Genomic DNA, 19,151 nt, shown 5'->3' on the forward strand with positions numbered 1-19,151 from the left:
TCATAATAGATTCTCCGCGCGCGCGCCGGGCCTGTCGGCAGCCGTCGCGCGCTTGATGGTGGTGCGGTCGGGCACGGACGCCCGGACTCGCGGATGGTATGCGAAACTGCCTCTGCGCGAAGTGCATGCCGCGGGAACTCTCCCTGCGGCGCCCGCACGACCGCGAGTCCGTCGGCGAAGGCCGGTCGGAGTGCGGGGCGGGGGGAATGCGTCATTCGAGCGTCAACCTGAATTGCCGCGCCGGCGAGAATCCGCTGGCGGGCGTCGAGACCGGCGCGTCGCTGGTAAAATCCAGGCGACACACGGCTGTACGACAGGACTAGCACTGCATACCCGATCTCGCAACTAGCCCCGGAACCGTCGCTTTCGCGGGCGTTTCGGCTCGAATTAGGGGCAGCGAGGCGCAGACTTGCCGGGGCGGCAGAGCCTTGCCGGCCAATACGTGGCAAACGGCAAATTAACCGCACTGCGCAACCGCGTCTTGTGATGCGAGGCGCTATCGCTCGCTCACAGAGATCGGATGTATCGATCAAAGGGGTGTAGCATGGGTTTTCGCTGGACCGGCGGCAGGGCCGCACGGCAAGGACGCGAGGTGTTGACGGTCATCGCCCTCATCGCCGGCTGGCTGGCGAGCGTCCCCGCCTGGGCGGCGACCGTGCAGAGCGTCGCGATCCGGGACGGGCGGATCGTCATCCGCTTCGACGAGGCGGTCGGCGATGCCGCCAGCCGCGTGCTGACGGGGCCGCGCCAGATCGCGGTCGACGTGTCGGGCGCGTCTCCGGGGCGGGAGGTCTTGGGCCGCGGTCTGGTGACTGGCGTTACGCAGATGCGCAGTGGCCGGTCGGGGATGCGGATGGTGTTCGATCTGGCCGAGCCGGCGATCGTGACCGATGGTGGGTTCGACTCCGACGGGCGCGAGCTGACGCTGGCATTGCGGGCGGTCGATTACGACCAGTTCGCTGAAGCCGGGATCGCCGGGCCGCTGAACTTCTTCCCGTTCAATTTTGGCGCGGCTTCGCGGCCCAAATACAAGGTGTCGGTGCCGGTGCCGCCCAAGGCGCGGGGTATGAAACTGCCGCGCGTGCAGGGGGACGATACGCGGCCGCTGGTGGTGATCGATGCAGGGCATGGCGGTGTCGATCCGGGCGCGATCGGGCCGAACGGGCTGCGCGAGAAAGACGTGACGCTGAAGGTCGCAAAGGCGATCCGCGACGAGTTGCTGGCGTCTGGGCGCGTCCGCGTGGCGCTGACGCGGAACGACGACCGCTATTTGATCTTGCGCGAGCGGTATGGGGTTGCTCGGCGGTTGAAGGGCGACCTGTTCATCTCGATCCATTGCGACAGCACGGGTTCCGAGAACGCGACCGGCGCGACGGCGTACACGTTGTCGGAGGTGGCGTCGGATAAGGAAGCGGCGCGGCTGGCGGCGCGCGAGAACAAGGCGGACGTGATCTCGGGCGTGAACCTCGGCGAGGCGCCCGCGGACGTGTCGTCGATCCTGATCGACCTGACGCAGCGCGAGACGATGAACGCGTCGGCGACGTTCGCGCGGCTGCTCGGGCGGGAGGCCAAGCCGTTGATGCCGTTGAAGGCGAACTTCCACCGGATGGCGTCGCTGATGGTGCTGAAGGCGCCGGACATGCCGTCGATCCTGTTCGAGACGGGGTATATCTCGAACCCGCAGGACGCGGCGTTCCTGGACAGCGAAGAGGGGCGACACCGGATCGCGGAGAGCGTCACGCGGGCGGTCGAGGTCCATTTCGCGCGGCGGATGGCGGTGCGGTAGATTTGGGTTAGCGGGTCGAGTCAGCCCGCCTTTATTCTCTGTTTTCCTGCGCACGCAGGAATCCAGGATCAAGCAGAACGACGCCGTCCGGCATGCGAGACTCCTGGGCTCCTGCTTTCGCAGGAGAACGATCGGGTTTGAGAGACTCGCTCGTCACGGTCGATACGGTTTCCTCACGCCCCACATCATGTCACAAGTCGCCCGAATTGCTTTGAGGCTGACCAGATGACCGACGCGACGCGGGGCGTAACCGACACGGGCCCCGAGACCAGCATGCGCGAACTGACGTTTCGCGGGATCGTGCTCGGCGGGATCATCACGCTGCTGTTCACCGCGGCCAACGTGTATCTAGGGCTCAAGATCGGGCTGACGTTCGCGACGTCGATCCCGGCGGCGGTGATCTCGATGGCGGTGCTGCGGTTGTTCAAGGACTCGACGATCCTCGAGAACAACATCGTCCAGACGATCGCGTCCGCCGCGGGGACGCTGGCGGCGATCATCTTCGTGCTGCCCGGCCTCGTGATGATCGGCTGGTGGCAGGGCTTTCCGTTCTTCACCACCGCGGCGATCACGATGTTCGGCGGCGTGCTCGGCGTGTTGTTCTCGGTGCCGCTGCGCCGTGCGCTCGTCGTCGACACCGTGCTGCCGTACCCGGAAGGCCGCGCGGCCGCCGAAGTGCTGAAGGTCGGCGCGGGCAGTCGCGAAGGCGGCGAGGAGAGTGCGCGCGGGCTCGGCATCATCGTCGCCAACGCGGTCGTCTCGGCCGGGTTCGCGATCCTGACGCAGACCAAGCTCGTCGCCGCCGAAGCCGCGACGTGGTTCCGCGTCGGCGCGGGCGCGACCGGGATTTCGGGCGGGCTGTCGTTCGCGTTGCTCGGCGCGGGGCATCTGGTCGGCATATCGGTCGGCATGGCGATGTTCGCGGGCGTGGTGATCGGGTGGTGGATCCTGCTGCCGATCCTGACGTCGGGCGGGAGCGTCACCGGCACCGCCGAGGTGATCGCCAACACCGTGTTCCGCTCGGACGTGCGATTCTTCGGCGCGGGCGTGATCGGTGTCGCGGCGATCTGGACGTTGCTGAAGATTGCAGGCCCCGTTGTCGGCGGCGTGCGCTCGGCGCTCGCGGCGTCGGCGGCCAAGCGTGGCGGCGAAGTGCTGGCTCTCGAAGAGCGCGACATTCCGATCGGGATCGTCGGGATCGGTTCGCTGGCGATGCTGGTGCCGATCGGCATCCTGCTCTGGACCGTGCTTCAGGGTGGTCCGCTGGAGGCGTCGGCGATCGGGCTGATCGCGGGGAGTCTTGTGTTCATCCTCGTCATCGGGCTCGTGATCGCGGCAGTGTGCGGGTACATGGCGGGGCTGATCGGCGCGTCGAACTCGCCGGTGTCGGGGATCGGTATCCTCGCCATTCTAGCGGCGTCGATCCTGCTGGTGTCGTGGTTCGGCCGCGCGGTCGAGCCGGGGACGACGCAGGCCTTGGTAGCTTACGGATTGATCGTGACGGGCATCGTGTTCGGCATCGCGACGATCTCGAACGACAATCTGCAGGATCTGAAGACGGGCCAGCTGGTCGGCGCGACGCCGTGGAAGCAGCAGGTCGCGTTGCTGATCGGCGTGGTGTTCGGGTCGATCGTGGTGCCGCCGGTGTTGAACCTGCTGGGAAGCACGCTTGGGTTCGCGGGCGCGCCGGGGGCGGGGCCGAATGCGCTGGCGGCGCCTCAGGCGGCGTTGATCTCGGCGCTTGCGAAGGGCGTGCTGGGGGGGAACCTCAACTGGGCTATGATCGGGTATGGGGCGCTGACTGGCGTGGTGGTGATCGCGGTTGATGAATTGCTCGGCAAGGCGGGGAAGCTGCGATTGCCGCCGCTTGGCGTTGGGCTCGGCGTGTATCTGCCGATGTCGGTGACGTTGCCGGTGACGATCGGAGCGGTCGTGGGGTTTGCTTACGATCGTTGGGCGGATCGGGCTCGCGATCCCGAGTTGGCGAAGCGGATGGGTGTGCTGACCGCTACCGGCATGATTGTCGGGGAGTCGCTGTGGGGCGTTGGCTTTGCGGGGATCGTGTATTTGACCAACAAGGAGACGCCGTTGGCGCTCGTTGGGGACGGGTTTGCGAGCGTGGCGCTGATTGGCGGGACGCTGTTGTTCGCGGTGCTGACCTGGGTGATGTACCGGCGGACGATGGCAGCTTCGCGGTAAGCTTGTTTCCCCGCGAAGGCGGGGATCCAGACTGGGCTCCCGCCTTCGCGGGAGAACAAGATTGGGTTGGGACCTTGGCCTAGTCCACCACCCCGGCGAAGGCCGGGGCCCAATTGGAAAGGTGGGCGTAACGGAGCGCAGTTCGCCGTTATTTGCGTCCCCCAATTGGGCCCCGGCCTTCGCCGGGGTGGTGTTTACGCGTGGGTGGTGTTTACGCAGGGGAGAAGGATAGCGTCCGTCTGGACGACCCCCTCACTTCATCGCGGCAAGCATGTCCTTGATCGGCACGAACGCAAACCCGACCGAGCTATCCGCGATCCCGTACGGCATGAAGATCGTATCGCCGTGCTTCAACGCGCCGCAGCTATAGACGACGTTGGGCACATACCCCTCGCGGTCCTGGTCCTTCGCGGCGAGGATCGGCTGGCTCGTCCGGCCGATCACCTTGGACGGATCGTCCTTGTCGAGCAGCACCGCGCCGATCGAGTACTTCCGCATCGCGCCGACGCCGTGCGTCAGCAGCAGCCAGCCCTCGTCGAGCTCGATCGGCGGGCCGCAATTGCCGATCTGCACCAGCTCCCAAGGATATTCGGGCGTCAGGATCTTCTCGCCGTCGTCCCAGTCGGTCAGCGTGTCGGACTTGAGTAGGAACAAATTCTCGCCGTCCTGCCGGCCGATCATCATGTACTGGCCGTTCACCTTCCGCGGGAACAAGGCCATGCCTTTATTCCGCGCGGCGGGGCCGGTCATCGGCACGAGGTCGAACGCGCGGAAATCGCGGGTGCGCATCAGTTCGGACTGGATCACCGAGCCGTTATACGCTGTGTAGGTGCCGATCCACTCATAGTCGCCATCGTCATGCTGGAAGCGGACGATGCGGAGATCCTCGAGGCCCTTCGACTGCGCCTGTGTGATTGGGAAGATCACCGTGCCGCTGAGCGTGCTGTCGCGGTGGCGATAGACGGTGACGGGGCCGATCGGCATCTCGTCCTCGCCGCTGCCGACCGCATCGGTCGCGGTCGCGAACGGGGGTTCCGGCGCGAGCTTCATCTGGTTTTCGCAGGTGATGATGCCCTCGCGGAAGGCGACCGACGAGATGTGACCCTCGCCGACGGCCCGCAACGACATCAGGATGCGCATCGAGCCCGGCGGCATGCCGGACTGGTCGAAATGCGGCACTGCGCTAGGGTTCATCAGCGCGGCGGCGGCATAGCTGTATTCGTGGCAGAAATACGCGCCGATCAACTGGCGCTTCTCGTCACCGATCTCTGCGCCGTTCAGCCCGAGCATATCCTCGATCTGGTCATAGCGCGTCATGAAGACGCGCCGCGTCTGCCAGTGGCGTGCCTCGAAATCCTTCAGCACGACCTCGAGCTGCGCGCGCGCCTGTGCGGGCGACATTTCCAGCACTTCGCCGACGAGCCGCTCGGTGCGGCTCGGTGCGCCGCCATGACCGCCCCAGGCGATATGGAACGGCCGCACGACGACACGCGAAGGGTCCGCGTGCAGCCGCAGCTGGTGGTTGAACAGATCCATCGTAGCAGTGCCCCGCGTCGTTCCACTCAGCGCACCGTCGCCTGTCAGGCTGTCTCTAGCGTGGCTAGGCGACGACGCGCGCCGCTCCTGCCACGCTTTGCGCTGCCTTTGATACCCCTGAAATCGCACAACTTGCGAGTTGGAGCGCCAAAATCGACTCGGCACCCTGGTTTCGGTTGAGCCCGTTGGGCATCAGGCCGTCATAGCAACCGCCGTCTGCAACGCTCGCCAGCGGCAAGTCGAGGTCATTGACGCCGAGGAACCAGCCGTACGCGCGCAACGCCTCGTCACGCCAGCGCACGTCGCCGGTCGCGTCGTACGCCGCGGCGCACGCGTCGACGGTGGCCTGCGCCTCCAGCGGCTGCTGGTCGAACTGCAACGGCTCCGCATACGGGCGGTTAAAGCTCTCCGAGCCGACCGCGCGAAAGCGACCCTCCGGCGAGGTCTGCTTGGCGACGATCCAGTCGAGCGTGGCGAGGCCACAGTCGATCAGGTCCTGACGCCCCAGCGCCTGGCCTGCGCGGATCAGCGCCTGCGGAAGACGCGTGTTGTCATAGGCGAGCACGATCTCGAACCACTGCCATTCCGGACGGCGCGCCTTGGCGAGCAGGTCGAGATGGACCTTGGGGAAGGCTTCAAGGATCGACAGCGATAGCTGGTGACCGGGCTTGGCCTCCAGCATTGCCGCGGCACCGAGCATCGCGAACGCCTGCGCACGAAGGCTGCCGAGTTCCAACGCCATCGACGCGGTGGAGTCGAACATCGCCGTCGCCCAGTCGCGGTGCTTGGCGGCCTGCGCATCGCGTGCGGTGACGCCCAGCGACCAGAGCGTGCGGCCGTTCGAATCTTCCGAGCCCGAATCCTCGCACCAGGTGCGATCGAAGTTCATGAAGTTGCGGAAGCGGCGCGTGTCCGGGTTCCAAGCGTACTGCACGAACGACGCGTAGATCGTCATCCACTTGTCGCGCGTCACGTCGTCGAGACCCGGCATCGCGCTCATCAGCATCAGCGCGCGGCAGTTATCGTCGATGCAGTAGCCGTGGCGACGATCGGGGATCGAATAGATCGAATGCTGGAGCATTCCGGTCGAATCGCTCATCCGCTCGACCGCGGCAAAATCAGGCGTCAGCTGCTTCAGCGGGGCTGGCACCTTGGCTAAGCGAAAAGGGCGCGCCGCCACGATCGCGCGGATCTCCGTCATCATCGCCTCGGCGAGCTTCGGCCAGATCATCGTGCGGCCGCGCGCATAAGCACGCTCGGCGAGACGGTTGCGATCGCGGTCGTTCGACATCAGCGCGTCGATCTCGCGCGCGAACGCGTCGACGTCACCGAATGGGACGAGCACGCCGTGGCCATCCGCGAGGATCTCGGTCGCGTGCACGTACGGCGTCGAGATGACAGGCTTGCCGACACCGATCGCGTAGCTGAGCGTGCCCGACGTGATCTGCGCAGGGTTCGTGTAGGGCGTCACATAGACGTCCGCCGCCTGTAGATAATCGAGCAGTTCGCCATGCTCGAGGAAGGCATCGACGAACGACACGTTGTCGGCAACGCCCTTCTCGGCGGCGAGCGCCTTCAGCTTGTCGCGGTACTTCTCGCCCTCGTACGCGACGAGGTTCGGGTGGGTCGCGCCAAGCACGACGTACAGCAGGTCGGGATGCTTCGCGATCACCGCGGGCAGCGCGTTGATGACCGTCTCGATCCCCTTGTTGGGGGCGAGCAGGCCGAACGTCAGCATGACTTTCCGCCCTTCCCAGCCAAACTTGTCCTTCAACGTCGCGGGATCGAGCAGGTCGCGATCGGGCACGCCGTGCGGGATCATGACGATCTGGCGCGAATTGGCACCGTAGACGCGCTGGAGGATGTCGCGGCCGCGCTCGGCCATGACGATCACGCGGGCGGCACGACGCAACAGTCCTTCGAGCACGCGACGCTCGTCGGCGTTGGGTTTTTCGAGGATCGTGTGCAGCGTGACGATGACCGGCAGCGTGGTACGATCGAGCAGTGCGAGGATGTGCTCGCCTGCCGGGCCACCGAAGATGCCGTATTCGTGCTGGAGCCAGATCGCCTGCGCGCCGCTGGCTTCGATCTTGCGTGCGGTGTCGATATACGCCGACAGATCGGGCTCGGGGATCGTCCCCGTGACTTCGGCCGGATAGTCGTATTTGCCGGGATAATCGTCCATCGCGTAAACGTCGACGGCAATCTCGGGGAAGCGTGCGCGCATGGCCGTGAAAACGTCGGTCGTGAAGGTGGCGATGCCACACTGTCTCGGCAGGAAATTACCGATCAGCGCCAGTCGCGCGATATTCCCACCGTCCGCCGGTTTCACCATACCCTGTCCCTCGTTTGAGCGCGCACTTCTGGGAGAACCCGGTCGCGCATCCACTTGAACGGTTCAGGTAGCATAAAGTTTCATCACATACTGCAGTGCAGCACGGGAATACTAACAACCTAGATCAAACCGGTTTTACGCGTGCGTCATCCGCGACCGCGATAGGAGGCGACTCCCTGGTCCGGCAGCCACAGATTGTGCGGCGGTGCACTCGATTGCCAGAACACGTCGATAGGGATTCCGCCGCGCGGATACCAATAGCCACCGATGCGCAGCCACACCGGCTTCATCTCGTCGAACAGGCGCTCGCCGATGCCCACGGTGCAATCTTCGTGGAACCCGGCATGGTTGCGGAAGCTGCTCAGGAAGAGTTTCAGCGACTTTGACTCGACGATCGTATCGCCGGGGACATAGTCGATCACGAGGTGCGCGAAGTCAGGCTGGCCGGTGACGGGGCACAGCGACGTGAACTCGGGCGCCGCGAACCGCACTAGATACGTCCGGCCCGGGCGCGGGTTCGGAACATAATCGAGCACGGCCTCTTCTGGAGAGGCGGGGAGGGCGCTGTTCTGGCCGAGATGCAATGGGTTCTGGAGAGCGGTCATGTGCCGCCATGTAGGATGCGATGACGCGCAAGAAAACCACACTCGTACCGATCCTCGGCGACCAGCTCACGATCGACCTCGCCTCGCTGCGGGACTGTGATCCTGAAACCACGATCGTGCTGATGATGGAGGTCGACGAGGAGACGACCTATGTCCGTCACCACAAGCGCAAGATCGCGTATATCCTGTCGGCGATGCGGCATCATGCCGAGGCGCTGCGCGATGCGGGGTGGACGGTCGAATACACGCAGCTCGACGACCCAAACAATGCGGGCAGCTTCACCGGCGAAATCGCGCGCGCGGTCGAGCGGCATGACCCCAAGCGGATCGTCGTGACCGAGGGCGGCGAGTGGCGCGTGATGGCGATGCTCGACAGCTGGGAGACGCTGTTCGGCATCCCCGTCGAGATCCGCAGCGACGACCGCTTCCTCGCCAGCCATGCCGATTTCGAGACCTGGGCGGCGGAACGCAAGTCGCTGACGATGGAGTGGTTCTATCGCCAGATGCGGACGCGCACCGGGCTGTTGATGACCGCCGGCAAGCCGGAGGGCGATCGCTGGAACTTCGACAAGGAGAATCGTAAACCCGCCAAGAACGACCTGCTGATGCCGCGCCCGCTGGTGTTCGCGGCGGACGCGATCACGCAAGGTGTGCTGACGCTGGTGGCGGAGCGGTTCGCGGATCATCCGGGGAGCCTCGACGGGTTCGAGTACGCCGTGACTGCCGTCGATGCGGAGCGGCAGGCGGCGAACTTCTTCAAGCACGCGCTGGCGCAATTCGGCGACTATGAGGATGCGATGCTGACGGGCGAGCGGCATCTGTGGCACTCGATCCTGTCGCCGTACATCAATTCGGGGCTGCTCGATCCGCTAGACCTGTGCCGTCGCGCGGAGGCGGAATATCGCGCTGGACGTGCTCCCTTGAACGCGGTCGAGGGCTATATTCGCCAGATCATCGGCTGGCGGGAGTATATGCGCGGGATCTACTGGCGCGAGGGGCCGGACTATGTCGAGCGCAACTTCCTCGACCACCACCGCGAGCTGCCCGGCTGGTACTGGACCGGCGAGACCGACATGCACTGCCTGCGCGAGGCGATCGGCCAGACGCTGGAGACCGCGCACGCGCACCATATCCAGCGGCTGATGGTGACGGGCAATTTCGCGCTGCTGATCGGCGCGGACCCGGCCAAGGTGCACCTCTGGTATCTGGAGGTGTATGTCGACGCGTATGAATGGGTCGAGCTGCCCAATACGCTGGGGATGAGCCAGTTCGGCGATGGCGGCCTGCTCGGGTCGAAGCCGTATATCTCGTCGGGCGCGTATATCGACCGGATGTCCGATTATTGCGGGACGTGCCGGTATAACGTGAAGCAGCGGATCGGCCCCGATGCGTGTCCGTTCAACGCGCTCTATTGGGATTTCCTCGCGCGGCACGAGGACAAGCTCGGGCGCAACAACCGGCTGGCGATGCCGTATCGCAACTGGGCGAAACAGTCCGAGGCGGACCGCGAGGCGACGCGTGCGCAGGCGGCGGGGTTCCTCGCCTCCCTCGACGCGAGCGGCCCGGCTGGCTACTGACCGGTCGAGCACAAGGAGCGGCATATGGACGCGTTGGTAAGCACCGAATGGCTGGCGAACGAACTGGGCGCGAGCGATCTTCGGATCGTCGATGCGACTTACGCCGAGGGTCGCGATGCGGCGGCGGAATATGAGGCGGCGCATATCCCCGGCGCGGTGTTCATGAACCTCAGCGAGTTGCGCGATACCGACAGCGACCTGCCCAACACGCTGCCGTCGGCGGAGAAGTTCGCGAGCCGGATGCAGACGCTGGGGCTCGGCGATGGCAGTCGGATCGTGCTGTACGACAGCTCGCCCTGGCACACGTCCGCGCGCGCGTGGTGGTTGCTGCGGCTGTTCGGTGCGCACAACGTTGCGATCCTTGATGGGGGGCTGGCCAAATGGCAGGCCAAAGGGCGTGAGATCGCGACGGGGAAAGAGACGCCGCGGCATCGTCACTTCACGACCTGGGCGGACCTGAAGGGCGTGCGCGATCTCGACCAGATGAAGGCGAACGTCGAAAGCGGCGCGGAGCAGGTGCTCGACGCGCGGTCCGCGACGCGCTTCACCGGCACGGAGGAAGACCCCCGGCCGGGCACCGCGCCGGGGCATATTCCTGGTTCGAAGAATCTGCCGCAAGGCGCGGTGTTCAACGCGGACGGCACGTGGAAGACCGGCGACGCGTTGAAGGCCGAGTTCAACAAGGCGGGCATCGACCTGACGAAGCCGATCGTTATGACCTGCGGCTCGGGCATCACCGCGTCGGTGCTCGCGTTCGGCGCGCATCTGCTCGGCAACGACGCGGCGCTGTACGATGGCAGCTGGTCCGAATGGGGCGGCGATCCCGAGACACCCAAGGCGACAGGCACAGCATGAGCGACACGAACAAGCCGGTCGGCGACGCGACCAAGGTTGTCCTCGCGGGCCGTCGACCGGAATGGACTCAAGGTATCGTCAGCCCGCCGGTCTGGCGCGCCTCGACGATCCTGTACGATTCGGTAGGCCACCTCCGCGAGAGCGCCACGCGCGATACGCATCACCGGCTGTTCTACGGGCGCAAGGGCACGCCGACGCAGTGGAGCCTCGCCGACGCGCTGACCTCGCTCGAGCCCGGCGCGGAGGGGACGTTCCTCTATTGCTCGGGCGTCGCGGCGATCGCGGCGGCGTTGTTGTCGGTGCTGTCACCCGGCGACGAACTGCTGCTGGTCGACAGTGCCTACGACCCGACGCGCGGGATGGCGGGCGGCCTGCTCAAGCGGTTCGGCATCACCACGCGCTATTACGATCCGATGATCGGCGCGGGAATCGCCGACCTGATCGGCGAGAACACGCGGGCGATCTTCATGGAAAGCCCTGGCTCGTTGAGCTTCGAGGTGCAGGACGTTCCCGCAATCGTCGCCGCCGCCAAGGCGCGCGGCGTGACGACGTTGCTCGACAACACCTGGGCCACCCCGCTGTTCTTCCCCGCGATCGAGCGCGGCGTCGACCTGACGATCCTCGCCGGCACGAAATACGTCGTCGGCCATTCCGACGTCATGCTCGGCTCGGTCACCGCGGCGCCCGGTCATTTCAAGAAACTGCGCGAGACGAGTTTCCAGCTTGGCCAGGTTGCCAGCCCCGACGATTGCTGGCTCGGCAGCCGCGGCCTGCGCACGATGGCGATCCGCCTCGCGCAGCATCAGTCGAGCGCGCTGACCATCGCGAGGTGGCTCCAAAGCCGCCCCGAAGTCGCGCAGGTCCTCCATCCCGCACTCCCCGACTGCCCCGGCCACGACCTGTTCGTCCGCGACTTCAAGGGTTCCAGCGGCCTCTTCTCGTTCGTCCTCAACGGCGGCGACGAGGCATCGCGCGCCGCCCTGATCGATACACTCCAGTTGTTCGGCATAGGCTATAGCTGGGGCGGTTTCGAAAGCCTCGCCATCCCCGCCGACCCGCACCGCTACCGCAGCGTCACAAAGCGCGACGCCGCAGGTCCGATGGTCCGCCTCCAGATCGGTCTCGAAGACCCCGCCGACCTGATCGCCGATCTCGAAGCCGGGCTCGCCGCCTTCTCTGCCGCAAAGATCTAGACGATTTCCGATCGAGGCGTATCCGCGCGGAAGGCTGATGCACCCATCTTCGGCCCCGCGTTTCAGGCCGAGCTGGACACGCTGTTCCGGTGGCGCCGCGACGTCCGGCATTTTCGGTGCGACCCACTGCCGGCCGGGTTGCTCGACCGGTTGCTGGAGGTCGCCAACGCCTCGCCGTCGGTCGGGCTGAGCCAGCCTTGGCGGTTCGTCACAGTCGACGACCCTGCACGCCGCGCCGCGGTCCGCGCGGACTTCGAGGCGTGCAACGCGGCGGCGTCGACGACGCAGGAGGGGACGAGGGCAGCCACCTACGCGCGGCTGAAGTTAGCCGGTCTCGAACGGGCGCCGTGCCATGTCGCGGTGTTCGTCGAACCCGATCCGGAGCAGGGTCACGGACTTGGACGCCGGACCATGCCCGAAGCCGTCGCGTATTCCGCCGTCATCGCGGTCCACACGCTCTGGCTCGCCGCTCGCGCACAGGGGATCGGCCTCGGCTGGGTCTCGATCCTCGACCCCTCGCGCATCCGTGCGATCCTCGACGTGCCCGAAGCCTGGCACCTCGTCGCATATATTTGCATTGGTTATCCCGAGACCGATGCGGTCATCCCCGAACTCGAGCGCGAAGGTTGGGAAGACCGACGGTCGATCAACGTCCTAGAACGCTGAACGCACATTGGACGCGACGGCTGTCTTTGAAATGAGTGTGGCGGTTGCGCAACATGCGTGCTGTCAAAGCCCGATTGTACGCAAGATTCGCTTGTGCGGCGCACCATGGGCTGTCATCGCAGTGTCACCGTTGGAAAGACCGCACTGGGGTTCGGCCCCGAAAGATGCGGCGTCCACGGATGCAGGGCGGACATCGACTTCCGGTATCGAAAGGGAAACGATGCGCTTCACCACACTTCTTCTCGGCGGCATTGCTTTGGCTGCCGTCGCTACGCCAGCATTCGCACAGGATGCGGCCACGGCGCCCCCCAAGGAGGTCACCGTCTCGGGTTCGGTCGGGCTGACCAACGACTATCGCTTTCGCGGCGTGTCACAGTCGGACGAGAACCTCGCCGTCCAGGGCGGCATCACGATCGCGCACAAGAGCGGCATCTATATCGGCACCTGGGGTTCCAACCTCGCGGGCTGGGGTACGTTCGGCGGTTCCAACATGGAGCTCGACCTGATCGCCGGCTACAAGACGCCGATCGGCGGCGGCGGCGCGATCGATGTCGGCGCGACCTGGTACATGTATCCGGGCGGCTTCGACAACACCGACTTCATCGAGCCCTATGCCAAGCTGTCGGGTACCGTCGGTCCTGTCGCGCTGCTCGCCGGCGTAGCCTACGCACCTAAGCAACAGGCGTTGGGACCGTGGTATACCAACGGTGCATCGGCGGCGGCCGGCGTTTACGACCGCGTCAATGCGAAGGACGACAATCTCTATCTCTGGGGTGATATCAGCAGCGGGATCCCCAACACGGGACTGACCGTGAAGGCGCATGTCGGCCATTCGAACGGCAACAAGGGTCTCGGGCCGTTCGCGACCAGCGTGTCGCCGACCGGTGAATATTGGGACTGGCTGTTCGGTGCGGACTACGTGATCCCGACGACCCCGCTGACGCTGGGCGTGGCGTATGTCGACACCGACATCTCGAAGCGCGAGTCGGCGTATCTGCAGCCAAGCTTCAGCCGGGGCCAGGATGGCACCGGTTCGATCGCCGGCGGCAAGGTGTTGGTGTCGCTGACCGCCGCGTTTTGAACGACTGAGGAGAGGGCGCGGCGAGCTTTCCGCGCCCCTCAACCTGAAAGCTTGTTTCCCCGCGAAGGCGGGGACCCAGATTGGGCTCCTGCCTTCGCGGGAGAACAAGGAAGGGCGCTCTGAGTTTGCATCAGGGCCTTCAACTTTTTGATCGCCCCACCCTACCCGTCATCCTGGGCTCGACCCAGGATCCAGAGCCGCACGCGTCGCGCTCATGGCTCTGGATCCTGACTTTCGTGAGGATGACAGGGGTGGCGGCGGAACGAACCGTCAGACGAGAAAAAGGGCGGCCCCGCGAGGAGCCGCCCTTCTTTCGTCAGCCGCTAGGACAAGATCAGTTCGCGGTGGTCTTCGCGTCCTGGCCGTCACCCTCCGGCGCCGCGACGATGTCGCGCGTCGTCGAACCCTTGTCGACGACCGTCGTGCCGGGATCGCCTGCGCTCGAGCGAATGCCGGGATCGTCGTTGTCGGCGCCGGCATCGGCGACGACGCCAGATTCCGCCGGGCTGCGTGCTGCGGCCCCGCCGAACAGCGCGTCGAGCGTCTGGGCATTGGCCGCGGTATCCTGCGGGCGGGCGGCACCGGGCTGCGGCGGGACCAGCGCGAAGTCGGGCGGGATCACGAGCGGCGCCTGGCGCGCAACGGCGAACTCGTCCGGGCGTGCGCGATCGAGGCTACGGCCTGCCCCGCAACCACTGAGCAGCGCGACGCAGGTGAGGCCGGCGGCCAGGGGTACGAACTTACGCATGGGAATTCTCCACAGGGGGCTTCTCGCGCACGAGGAGCGCCCGAACAAGCAGGACGAGCACGCCGACAGTAATCGCTGCATCGGCGACATTGAAGACCAAAAACGGACGCCACTCGCCGATATGCAGGTCGCAGAAATCGACGACGTAGCCGAGCCGGATCCGGTCGAGGATATTGCCGATCGCGCCGCCCAGCACGAAGCCGAGCGCGACCTGGTCGGCGGGGTTCTTCTCGCGCGTCATCCACACCGCGACCCCGACCGCGATCGCGCCGGTCAGCAGCACCAGCGCCCAGCGGGTCAGGTGACCGTCGGCGGGGAGCAGCCCGAGCGAGATGCCGATGTTGGGCACGAAGCGCAGGTCGAAGAACGAGGTGATCGTCTGCGAGTCGCCGAGCGAGTCGATCCCGAGCGGCTTGGTCACCGCCCATTTGCTGAGCTGGTCGGCGAGGAAAAGCGCGATCGCCGCCCCGAACCCGGCCTTGGGCAGGTTACGCATGTGCCACCACCTCGTCGCACCGGTTGCAGAGCTCGCCATCGACGCTCACCTCGGGAAGGTGACGCCAGCAGCGGCCGCATTTGTGGAATGAGGTCTTGGTAACTTCAACGTGCAAGCCGGGATAGGTTGAAATGGTATCGTCCAGTGTCCCGGCAGATCGGCGCTCTTTCGATACCTCGCTGGAAATAAAGAGCTCGGCCAGTTCGCTATTGTCGGTTTTTTCTAGGTCGGCCCAACCGGCGTCATCACCCCAGAAGCTCAAGTTGATATTAGCCTCCAGCGACGATCGAATAGCTTTTGACCGTCGATATGGTTCGATCTGCTCCGTGACCGTTTTTCGCACGGACCTCAGGTTCGTCCACCGGGCACCAATTGCAGGATCATGTGCTTCGGGAAGCGAAGGCCACTCGAGGTAATGCACCGAGCTGTCCTCACTCGGGAAGCGCGACTGCCAGACTTCCTCGGCGGTGAAGCACAGCACCGGCGCGGCATAGCGGACGAGCGCGTGGAACAGCACGTCGAGGACGGTGCGGTATGACCGGCGCTTGATGTCGCTCGGCGCGTCGCAATAGAGCGAGTCCTTGCGGATATCGAAGAAGAACGCGGACAGGTCCTCGTTCGCGAAGTCGGTCAGCAGGCGCGTGTAGCGGTTGAACTCGTACGCTTCGGCCGCCTGGCGCAGTTCGGTGTCGATCATGCCGAGGCGGTGGAGCACGTAGCGTTCCAGCTCGGGCATGTCGGACACGGCGACGCGCTCCGACTCGTCGAAGTCTTCGAGTGCGCCGAGCATGTAGCGGAACGTGTTGCGCAGCTTTCGATACGCGTCGGAGGCGGTGGCGAGCACTTCCTTGCCGATCTTCACGTCGTCGAAATAGTCGGTCGAGGCGACCCACATGCGGAGGATGTCCGCGCCGGACTCGCCGATGATCTTGAGCGGATCGACGACGTTGCCGAGCGACTTCGACATCTTCCGGCCCTGGCCGTCGAGCGCGAAGCCGTGCGTGAGGACCGCGTCATACGGTGCGCGACCGCGCGTGCCGCAGCTTTCGAGCAGCGACGACTGGAACCAGCCGCGATGCTGGTCCGAACCTTCGAGATACAGGTTCGCGCGCGTGCCTTCGCCGTAGCGTGCTTCGACCGTGAAGACGTGCGTGCAGCCGGAGTCGAACCAGACGTCTAGGATGTCCTTCACCACCTCATAGTCGGCGATGTCGTAGTCGGGGCCGAGCAGCGCCTGGTGGCCGTCCGCATACCACGCGTCCGCGCCGTTCTGGCGGAAGGCTTCGACGATGCGGGCGTTGACGGCGGGGTCGTTGAGGTACTGGCCGGTGGCGCGGTCGACGAACAGCGCGATTGGCACGCCCCAGGCGCGCTGGCGCGAGATGACCCAGTCGGGGCGGCCCTGCACCATCGACGTGATCCGGTTTTCCGCGCGCGCGGGGATCCAAGTGGTCGCTGCGATCGCATCTAGTGCGATTTCGCGGAGAGTGGCGCCGTTGCCACTCTCTACTCCCCTCCCGCTTGCGGGAGGGGTTGGGGGAGGGGAGGCGTCGAGCGCAGCATTTGCGGCGCTGCCCTCCCCTAACCCCTCCCGCAGGCGGGAGGGGGATTCTGTGTCGCTCCGGTCCATCGGGATGAACCATTGCGGGGTCGCGCGGAAGATCACCTTGGCCTTCGAACGCCACGAATGCGGGTAGCTGTGCTTGAAGTCGTCGCTCGCGGCCAGCAGCGCGCCGGCCTCGCGCAGGTCGGTGCAGATTGGGCCATCCGCACTCACGAACTTCTTGTTGATGACGCTGCCCTGGCCGCCGAGCCATGCCCAGTCGGCACGGTACATTCCCGCGCCGTCGATCGCGAAGACCGGGTCGATGCCGTATTGCTTGCAGAGTTCGAAATCGTCCTCGCCGTGATCCGGCGCCATGTGGACGAGCCCGGTGCCCGCGTCGGTCGTGACGAACTCGCCAGGGAGGAACGGCCGCGGCTTCGCGAAGAACCCGCCGAGCGCGTGCATCGGGTGACGCGCGGTGGCGTCGGCGAGGTCGGAGCCTTTGCAGGTTCGTTTTACGTGCTCGCTTGAAAAGCCAAGGCGCGCGCGAACGCTCTCCAACAAAACATCAGCGATCAGTAGCTGGCGAGGTCGACTACCCCTTTCAGCATCATACATCGGCTCAACGACAAGGTAGATGATCTCAGGCCCATAGCTCAGCGCCTGGTTCACCGGGATCGTCCACGGCGTGGTCGTCCAGATCACCGCATGCGCGCCGACCAGTTCCGGCGCGTTCGGCGCAGAGTCGATCTCGAACGCGACGTCGATCTGCGTCGAGACGATGTCCTCATACTCGACCTCGGCCTCGGCGAGTGCGGTCTTCTCGACCGGCGACCACATCACCGGCTTGGCGCCGCGGTACAGCTGCCCGCTCTCGGCGAACTTCAGCAGCTCACCAACAATGGTGGCTTCCGCCTCATATTTCATCGTCAGGTACGGAGCGGCCCAGTCACCCATCACGCCGAGCCGTTCGAACTCGGCCTTCTGGACGTCGACCCATTTCTCGGCATAGGCGCGGCATTCGGCGCGGAACTGGTCGACGGGGACGTCGTCCTTGTTCAGCTTCTTCGCGCGATACGCTTCCTCGACCTTCCACTCGATCGGCAGGCCGTGGCAGTCCCAGCCGGGGACGTACGGCGCGTCCTTGCCCATCAGCGACTGCGAGCGGACAATGATGTCCTTCAGGACCTTGTTCATCGCGTGGCCCATGTGGATGTCGCCGTTCGCATACGGCGGGCCGTCATGCAGGATGAACCGCTCGCGCCCGAGCCGCTGTTCGCGCAACCGGTCGTAGATGCCGAGCTTGGCCCAGCGCTCGAGGATCGCCGGTTCCTTCGCGGCGAGGCCCGCCTTCATCGGGAAGTCGGTCTTCGGCAGGAAGACGGTGTCGCGGTAATCGCGGGCGGGCGCAGGAGTATCGGTCATAAGTGGGCCGGGCTGTAGCCGGTAGCGGCTCACGTTGCCATCCCTGTCCCGCTCTTGCTCCCCTCCCTGGAAGGGAGGGGCTGGGGGTGGGTTGGTTCGGAATTGCCGTCACGTTCGCCAAGCGGCCGACCCACCCCCGACCCCTCCCTTTCAGGGAGGGGGGAAGTCAACCGAGGATTGCCCGCGCGCGTTCGCAGTCGGCATCCATCTGGGTCGTCAGGGCTTCGAGACTGTCGAACTTCGCTTCCGGCCGGAGATATTCGACCAGCGAGACCTCGACCCGATGGCCGTACAGATCCTCCGAGAAGTCGAAGAAATACGGTTCCAGTAATTCCTTCGGCGGATCGAAACTCGGGCGGATGCCGAGGTTCGCCGCGCCCTTCAGCAAGCGGCCGTCCTCCAGCCGTCCGGTCACCGCATAGATCCCGTAGGCGGGGCGGAGGTAATTCCCCATGTCGAGATTGGCGGTCGGATAACCGATCGTGCGACCCAGCTTGTCGCCGTGCTGCACCACGCCTTCGATCGCGAATGGCCGCGTGAGCAGCCGCGTCGCGGTCGCCATGTCGCCGCTGCGCAAGGCGTCGCGGATGCGCGTGGACGAGACGGTCTCGCCGTTCAGCGCGACCGCACCGACGGTTTCCGCGCGGAACCCGTGGACCGGGCCGCGCGAGGCGAGCGTGTGGACGGTGCCGGCCTTGCCCTTGCCAAAGGTGAAGTCCTCGCCCGTGACGACGCCGCCGACGCGGAGATTGTCCTCGAGCCGCTGGGCGATGAATTCCTCGGCGGTCAGCGCGGCAAGATCGCCGTCGAAATGGAACACCACCATCGCGTCGGCGCCAGCGTCGGCGAACAGGCGCTCACGCTGGTCGAGCGTAGTCAGGCGGAACGGCGCGGTGTCGGGGCGGAAATGGCGGACCGGGTGCGGATCGAACGTCGCCACCAGCGCGGGGTGCCCCCTGGCTTTGGCCCAGGCGATCGCACGTGCGACCACCGCCTGGTGACCGAGGTGGAATCCATCGAAATTGCCCAGCGCGACGATCCCGTTCACAAGATGCGAAGGAATGGGCGCGCCGCCGTCGAGCCGCTGCATGCGCGGTTCAGTA

14 protein-coding genes are annotated in these 19,151 nt (G+C 65.6%); 7 read left to right on the forward strand and 7 right to left on the reverse strand.

What is annotated here, in order from left to right:
* The first annotated feature begins 544 nt into the window (after positions 1-544).
* Positions 545-1,786 (forward strand): N-acetylmuramoyl-L-alanine amidase family protein, encoded by a 1,242-nt coding sequence (locus ASE82_RS16610; RefSeq protein ID WP_056065828.1) that lies wholly within the window; start codon positions 545-547, stop codon positions 1,784-1,786.
* A gap of 225 nt (positions 1,787-2,011) precedes the next feature.
* A complete protein-coding gene (locus ASE82_RS16615; protein WP_056065831.1) occupies positions 2,012-3,985 on the forward strand; it encodes an OPT family oligopeptide transporter in 1,974 nt (657 codons plus the stop codon).
* Between the two features lie 252 nt (positions 3,986-4,237).
* Here ASE82_RS16615 and ASE82_RS16620 read toward each other — a convergent pair whose 3' ends face one another.
* The 3 genes from ASE82_RS16620 to queF form a co-directional block, all read right to left on the reverse strand.
* Entirely contained in the window at positions 4,238-5,521 is a 1,284-nt protein-coding gene (locus ASE82_RS16620) for a glycoside hydrolase family 130 protein (RefSeq protein WP_056065833.1), read from the reverse strand.
* A 64-nt stretch (positions 5,522-5,585) separates the two neighbouring features.
* Positions 5,586-7,856 (reverse strand): glycosyltransferase family 4 protein, encoded by a 2,271-nt coding sequence (locus ASE82_RS16625; protein WP_056065836.1) that lies wholly within the window; start codon positions 7,854-7,856, stop codon positions 5,586-5,588.
* A gap of 146 nt (positions 7,857-8,002) precedes the next feature.
* Positions 8,003-8,461 carry a preQ(1) synthase gene (gene queF, locus ASE82_RS16630; protein ID WP_056065838.1) on the reverse strand — a complete coding sequence of 153 codons (459 nt, stop codon included), beginning with the start codon at positions 8,459-8,461 and terminating at the stop codon, positions 8,003-8,005.
* Between the two features lie 20 nt (positions 8,462-8,481).
* Between queF and ASE82_RS16635 the strand changes: the two genes are divergently transcribed.
* From ASE82_RS16635 to ASE82_RS16655, 5 genes are all read left to right on the forward strand, one after another.
* Complete coding sequence (locus tag ASE82_RS16635) at positions 8,482-10,038, forward strand: cryptochrome/photolyase family protein (protein ID WP_056065841.1); 1,557 nt, start codon at positions 8,482-8,484, stop codon at positions 10,036-10,038.
* A 24-nt stretch (positions 10,039-10,062) separates the two neighbouring features.
* Positions 10,063-10,893 (forward strand): sulfurtransferase, encoded by an 831-nt coding sequence (locus tag ASE82_RS16640; RefSeq protein ID WP_056065844.1) that lies wholly within the window; start codon positions 10,063-10,065, stop codon positions 10,891-10,893.
* A complete protein-coding gene (gene metC / locus ASE82_RS16645) occupies positions 10,890-12,086 on the forward strand; it encodes a cystathionine beta-lyase (RefSeq protein WP_056065848.1) in 1,197 nt (398 codons plus the stop codon). Before ASE82_RS16640 ends, metC begins: the two co-directional genes overlap by 4 nt.
* A gap of 45 nt (positions 12,087-12,131) precedes the next feature.
* Positions 12,132-12,752 (forward strand): 5,6-dimethylbenzimidazole synthase, encoded by a 621-nt coding sequence (bluB, locus tag ASE82_RS16650; protein ID WP_056065851.1) that lies wholly within the window; start codon positions 12,132-12,134, stop codon positions 12,750-12,752.
* Between the two features lie 220 nt (positions 12,753-12,972).
* Complete coding sequence (locus ASE82_RS16655; RefSeq protein ID WP_056065854.1) at positions 12,973-13,833, forward strand: TorF family putative porin; 861 nt, start codon at positions 12,973-12,975, stop codon at positions 13,831-13,833.
* A gap of 334 nt (positions 13,834-14,167) precedes the next feature.
* On the opposite strand, the gene ASE82_RS16660 is transcribed toward ASE82_RS16655, so the two are convergent.
* The 4 genes from ASE82_RS16660 to ASE82_RS16675 form a co-directional block, all read right to left on the reverse strand.
* Positions 14,168-14,581, reverse strand: coding sequence for a DUF3035 domain-containing protein (locus tag ASE82_RS16660; RefSeq protein ID WP_056065856.1), 414 nt, complete (start codon positions 14,579-14,581; stop codon positions 14,168-14,170).
* On the reverse strand, positions 14,574-15,077 hold the full coding sequence (lspA, locus tag ASE82_RS16665) for a signal peptidase II (protein WP_056065859.1): 504 nt from the start codon (positions 15,075-15,077) through the stop codon (positions 14,574-14,576). Before lspA ends, ASE82_RS16660 begins: the two co-directional genes overlap by 8 nt.
* Positions 15,070-18,048, reverse strand: a complete 2,979-nt coding sequence (gene ileS, locus ASE82_RS16670; protein WP_056065862.1) for an isoleucine--tRNA ligase — start codon at positions 18,046-18,048, stop codon at positions 15,070-15,072. Before ileS ends, lspA begins: the two co-directional genes overlap by 8 nt.
* Positions 18,049-18,214: 166 nt before the next feature.
* Positions 18,215-19,138 (reverse strand): bifunctional riboflavin kinase/FAD synthetase, encoded by a 924-nt coding sequence (locus ASE82_RS16675; RefSeq protein WP_056066101.1) that lies wholly within the window; start codon positions 19,136-19,138, stop codon positions 18,215-18,217.
* Between the last annotated feature and the right edge of the window lie 13 nt (positions 19,139-19,151).

The sequence above is a fragment of the Sphingomonas sp. Leaf230 genome (genome assembly GCF_001421745.1).
GTDB lineage: Bacteria > Pseudomonadota > Alphaproteobacteria > Sphingomonadales > Sphingomonadaceae > Sphingomonas.

Bases quoted from the DNA above. Each gene is read 5' to 3' on its own strand.
- ASE82_RS16610 (WP_056065828.1), top strand. From the start codon at position 545: ATGGGTTTTCGCTGGACCGGCGGCAGGGCCGCACGGCAAGGACGCGAG.
- ASE82_RS16615 (WP_056065831.1), top strand. From the start codon at position 2,012: ATGACCGACGCGACGCGGGGCGTAACCGACACGGGCCCCGAGACCAGC.
- ASE82_RS16620 (WP_056065833.1), bottom strand. From the start codon at position 5,521: ATGGATCTGTTCAACCACCAGCTGCGGCTGCACGCGGACCCTTCGCGT.
- ASE82_RS16625 (WP_056065836.1), bottom strand. From the start codon at position 7,856: ATGGTGAAACCGGCGGACGGTGGGAATATCGCGCGACTGGCGCTGATC.
- queF (WP_056065838.1), bottom strand. From the start codon at position 8,461: ATGACCGCTCTCCAGAACCCATTGCATCTCGGCCAGAACAGCGCCCTC.
- ASE82_RS16635 (WP_056065841.1), top strand. From the start codon at position 8,482: ATGACGCGCAAGAAAACCACACTCGTACCGATCCTCGGCGACCAGCTC.
- ASE82_RS16640 (WP_056065844.1), top strand. From the start codon at position 10,063: ATGGACGCGTTGGTAAGCACCGAATGGCTGGCGAACGAACTGGGCGCG.
- metC (WP_056065848.1), top strand. From the start codon at position 10,890: ATGAGCGACACGAACAAGCCGGTCGGCGACGCGACCAAGGTTGTCCTC.
- ASE82_RS16655 (WP_056065854.1), top strand. From the start codon at position 12,973: ATGCGCTTCACCACACTTCTTCTCGGCGGCATTGCTTTGGCTGCCGTC.
- ASE82_RS16660 (WP_056065856.1), bottom strand. From the start codon at position 14,581: ATGCGTAAGTTCGTACCCCTGGCCGCCGGCCTCACCTGCGTCGCGCTG.
- lspA (WP_056065859.1), bottom strand. From the start codon at position 15,077: ATGCGTAACCTGCCCAAGGCCGGGTTCGGGGCGGCGATCGCGCTTTTC.
- ileS (WP_056065862.1), bottom strand. From the start codon at position 18,048: ATGACCGATACTCCTGCGCCCGCCCGCGATTACCGCGACACCGTCTTC.
- ASE82_RS16675 (WP_056066101.1), bottom strand. From the start codon at position 19,138: ATGCAGCGGCTCGACGGCGGCGCGCCCATTCCTTCGCATCTTGTGAAC.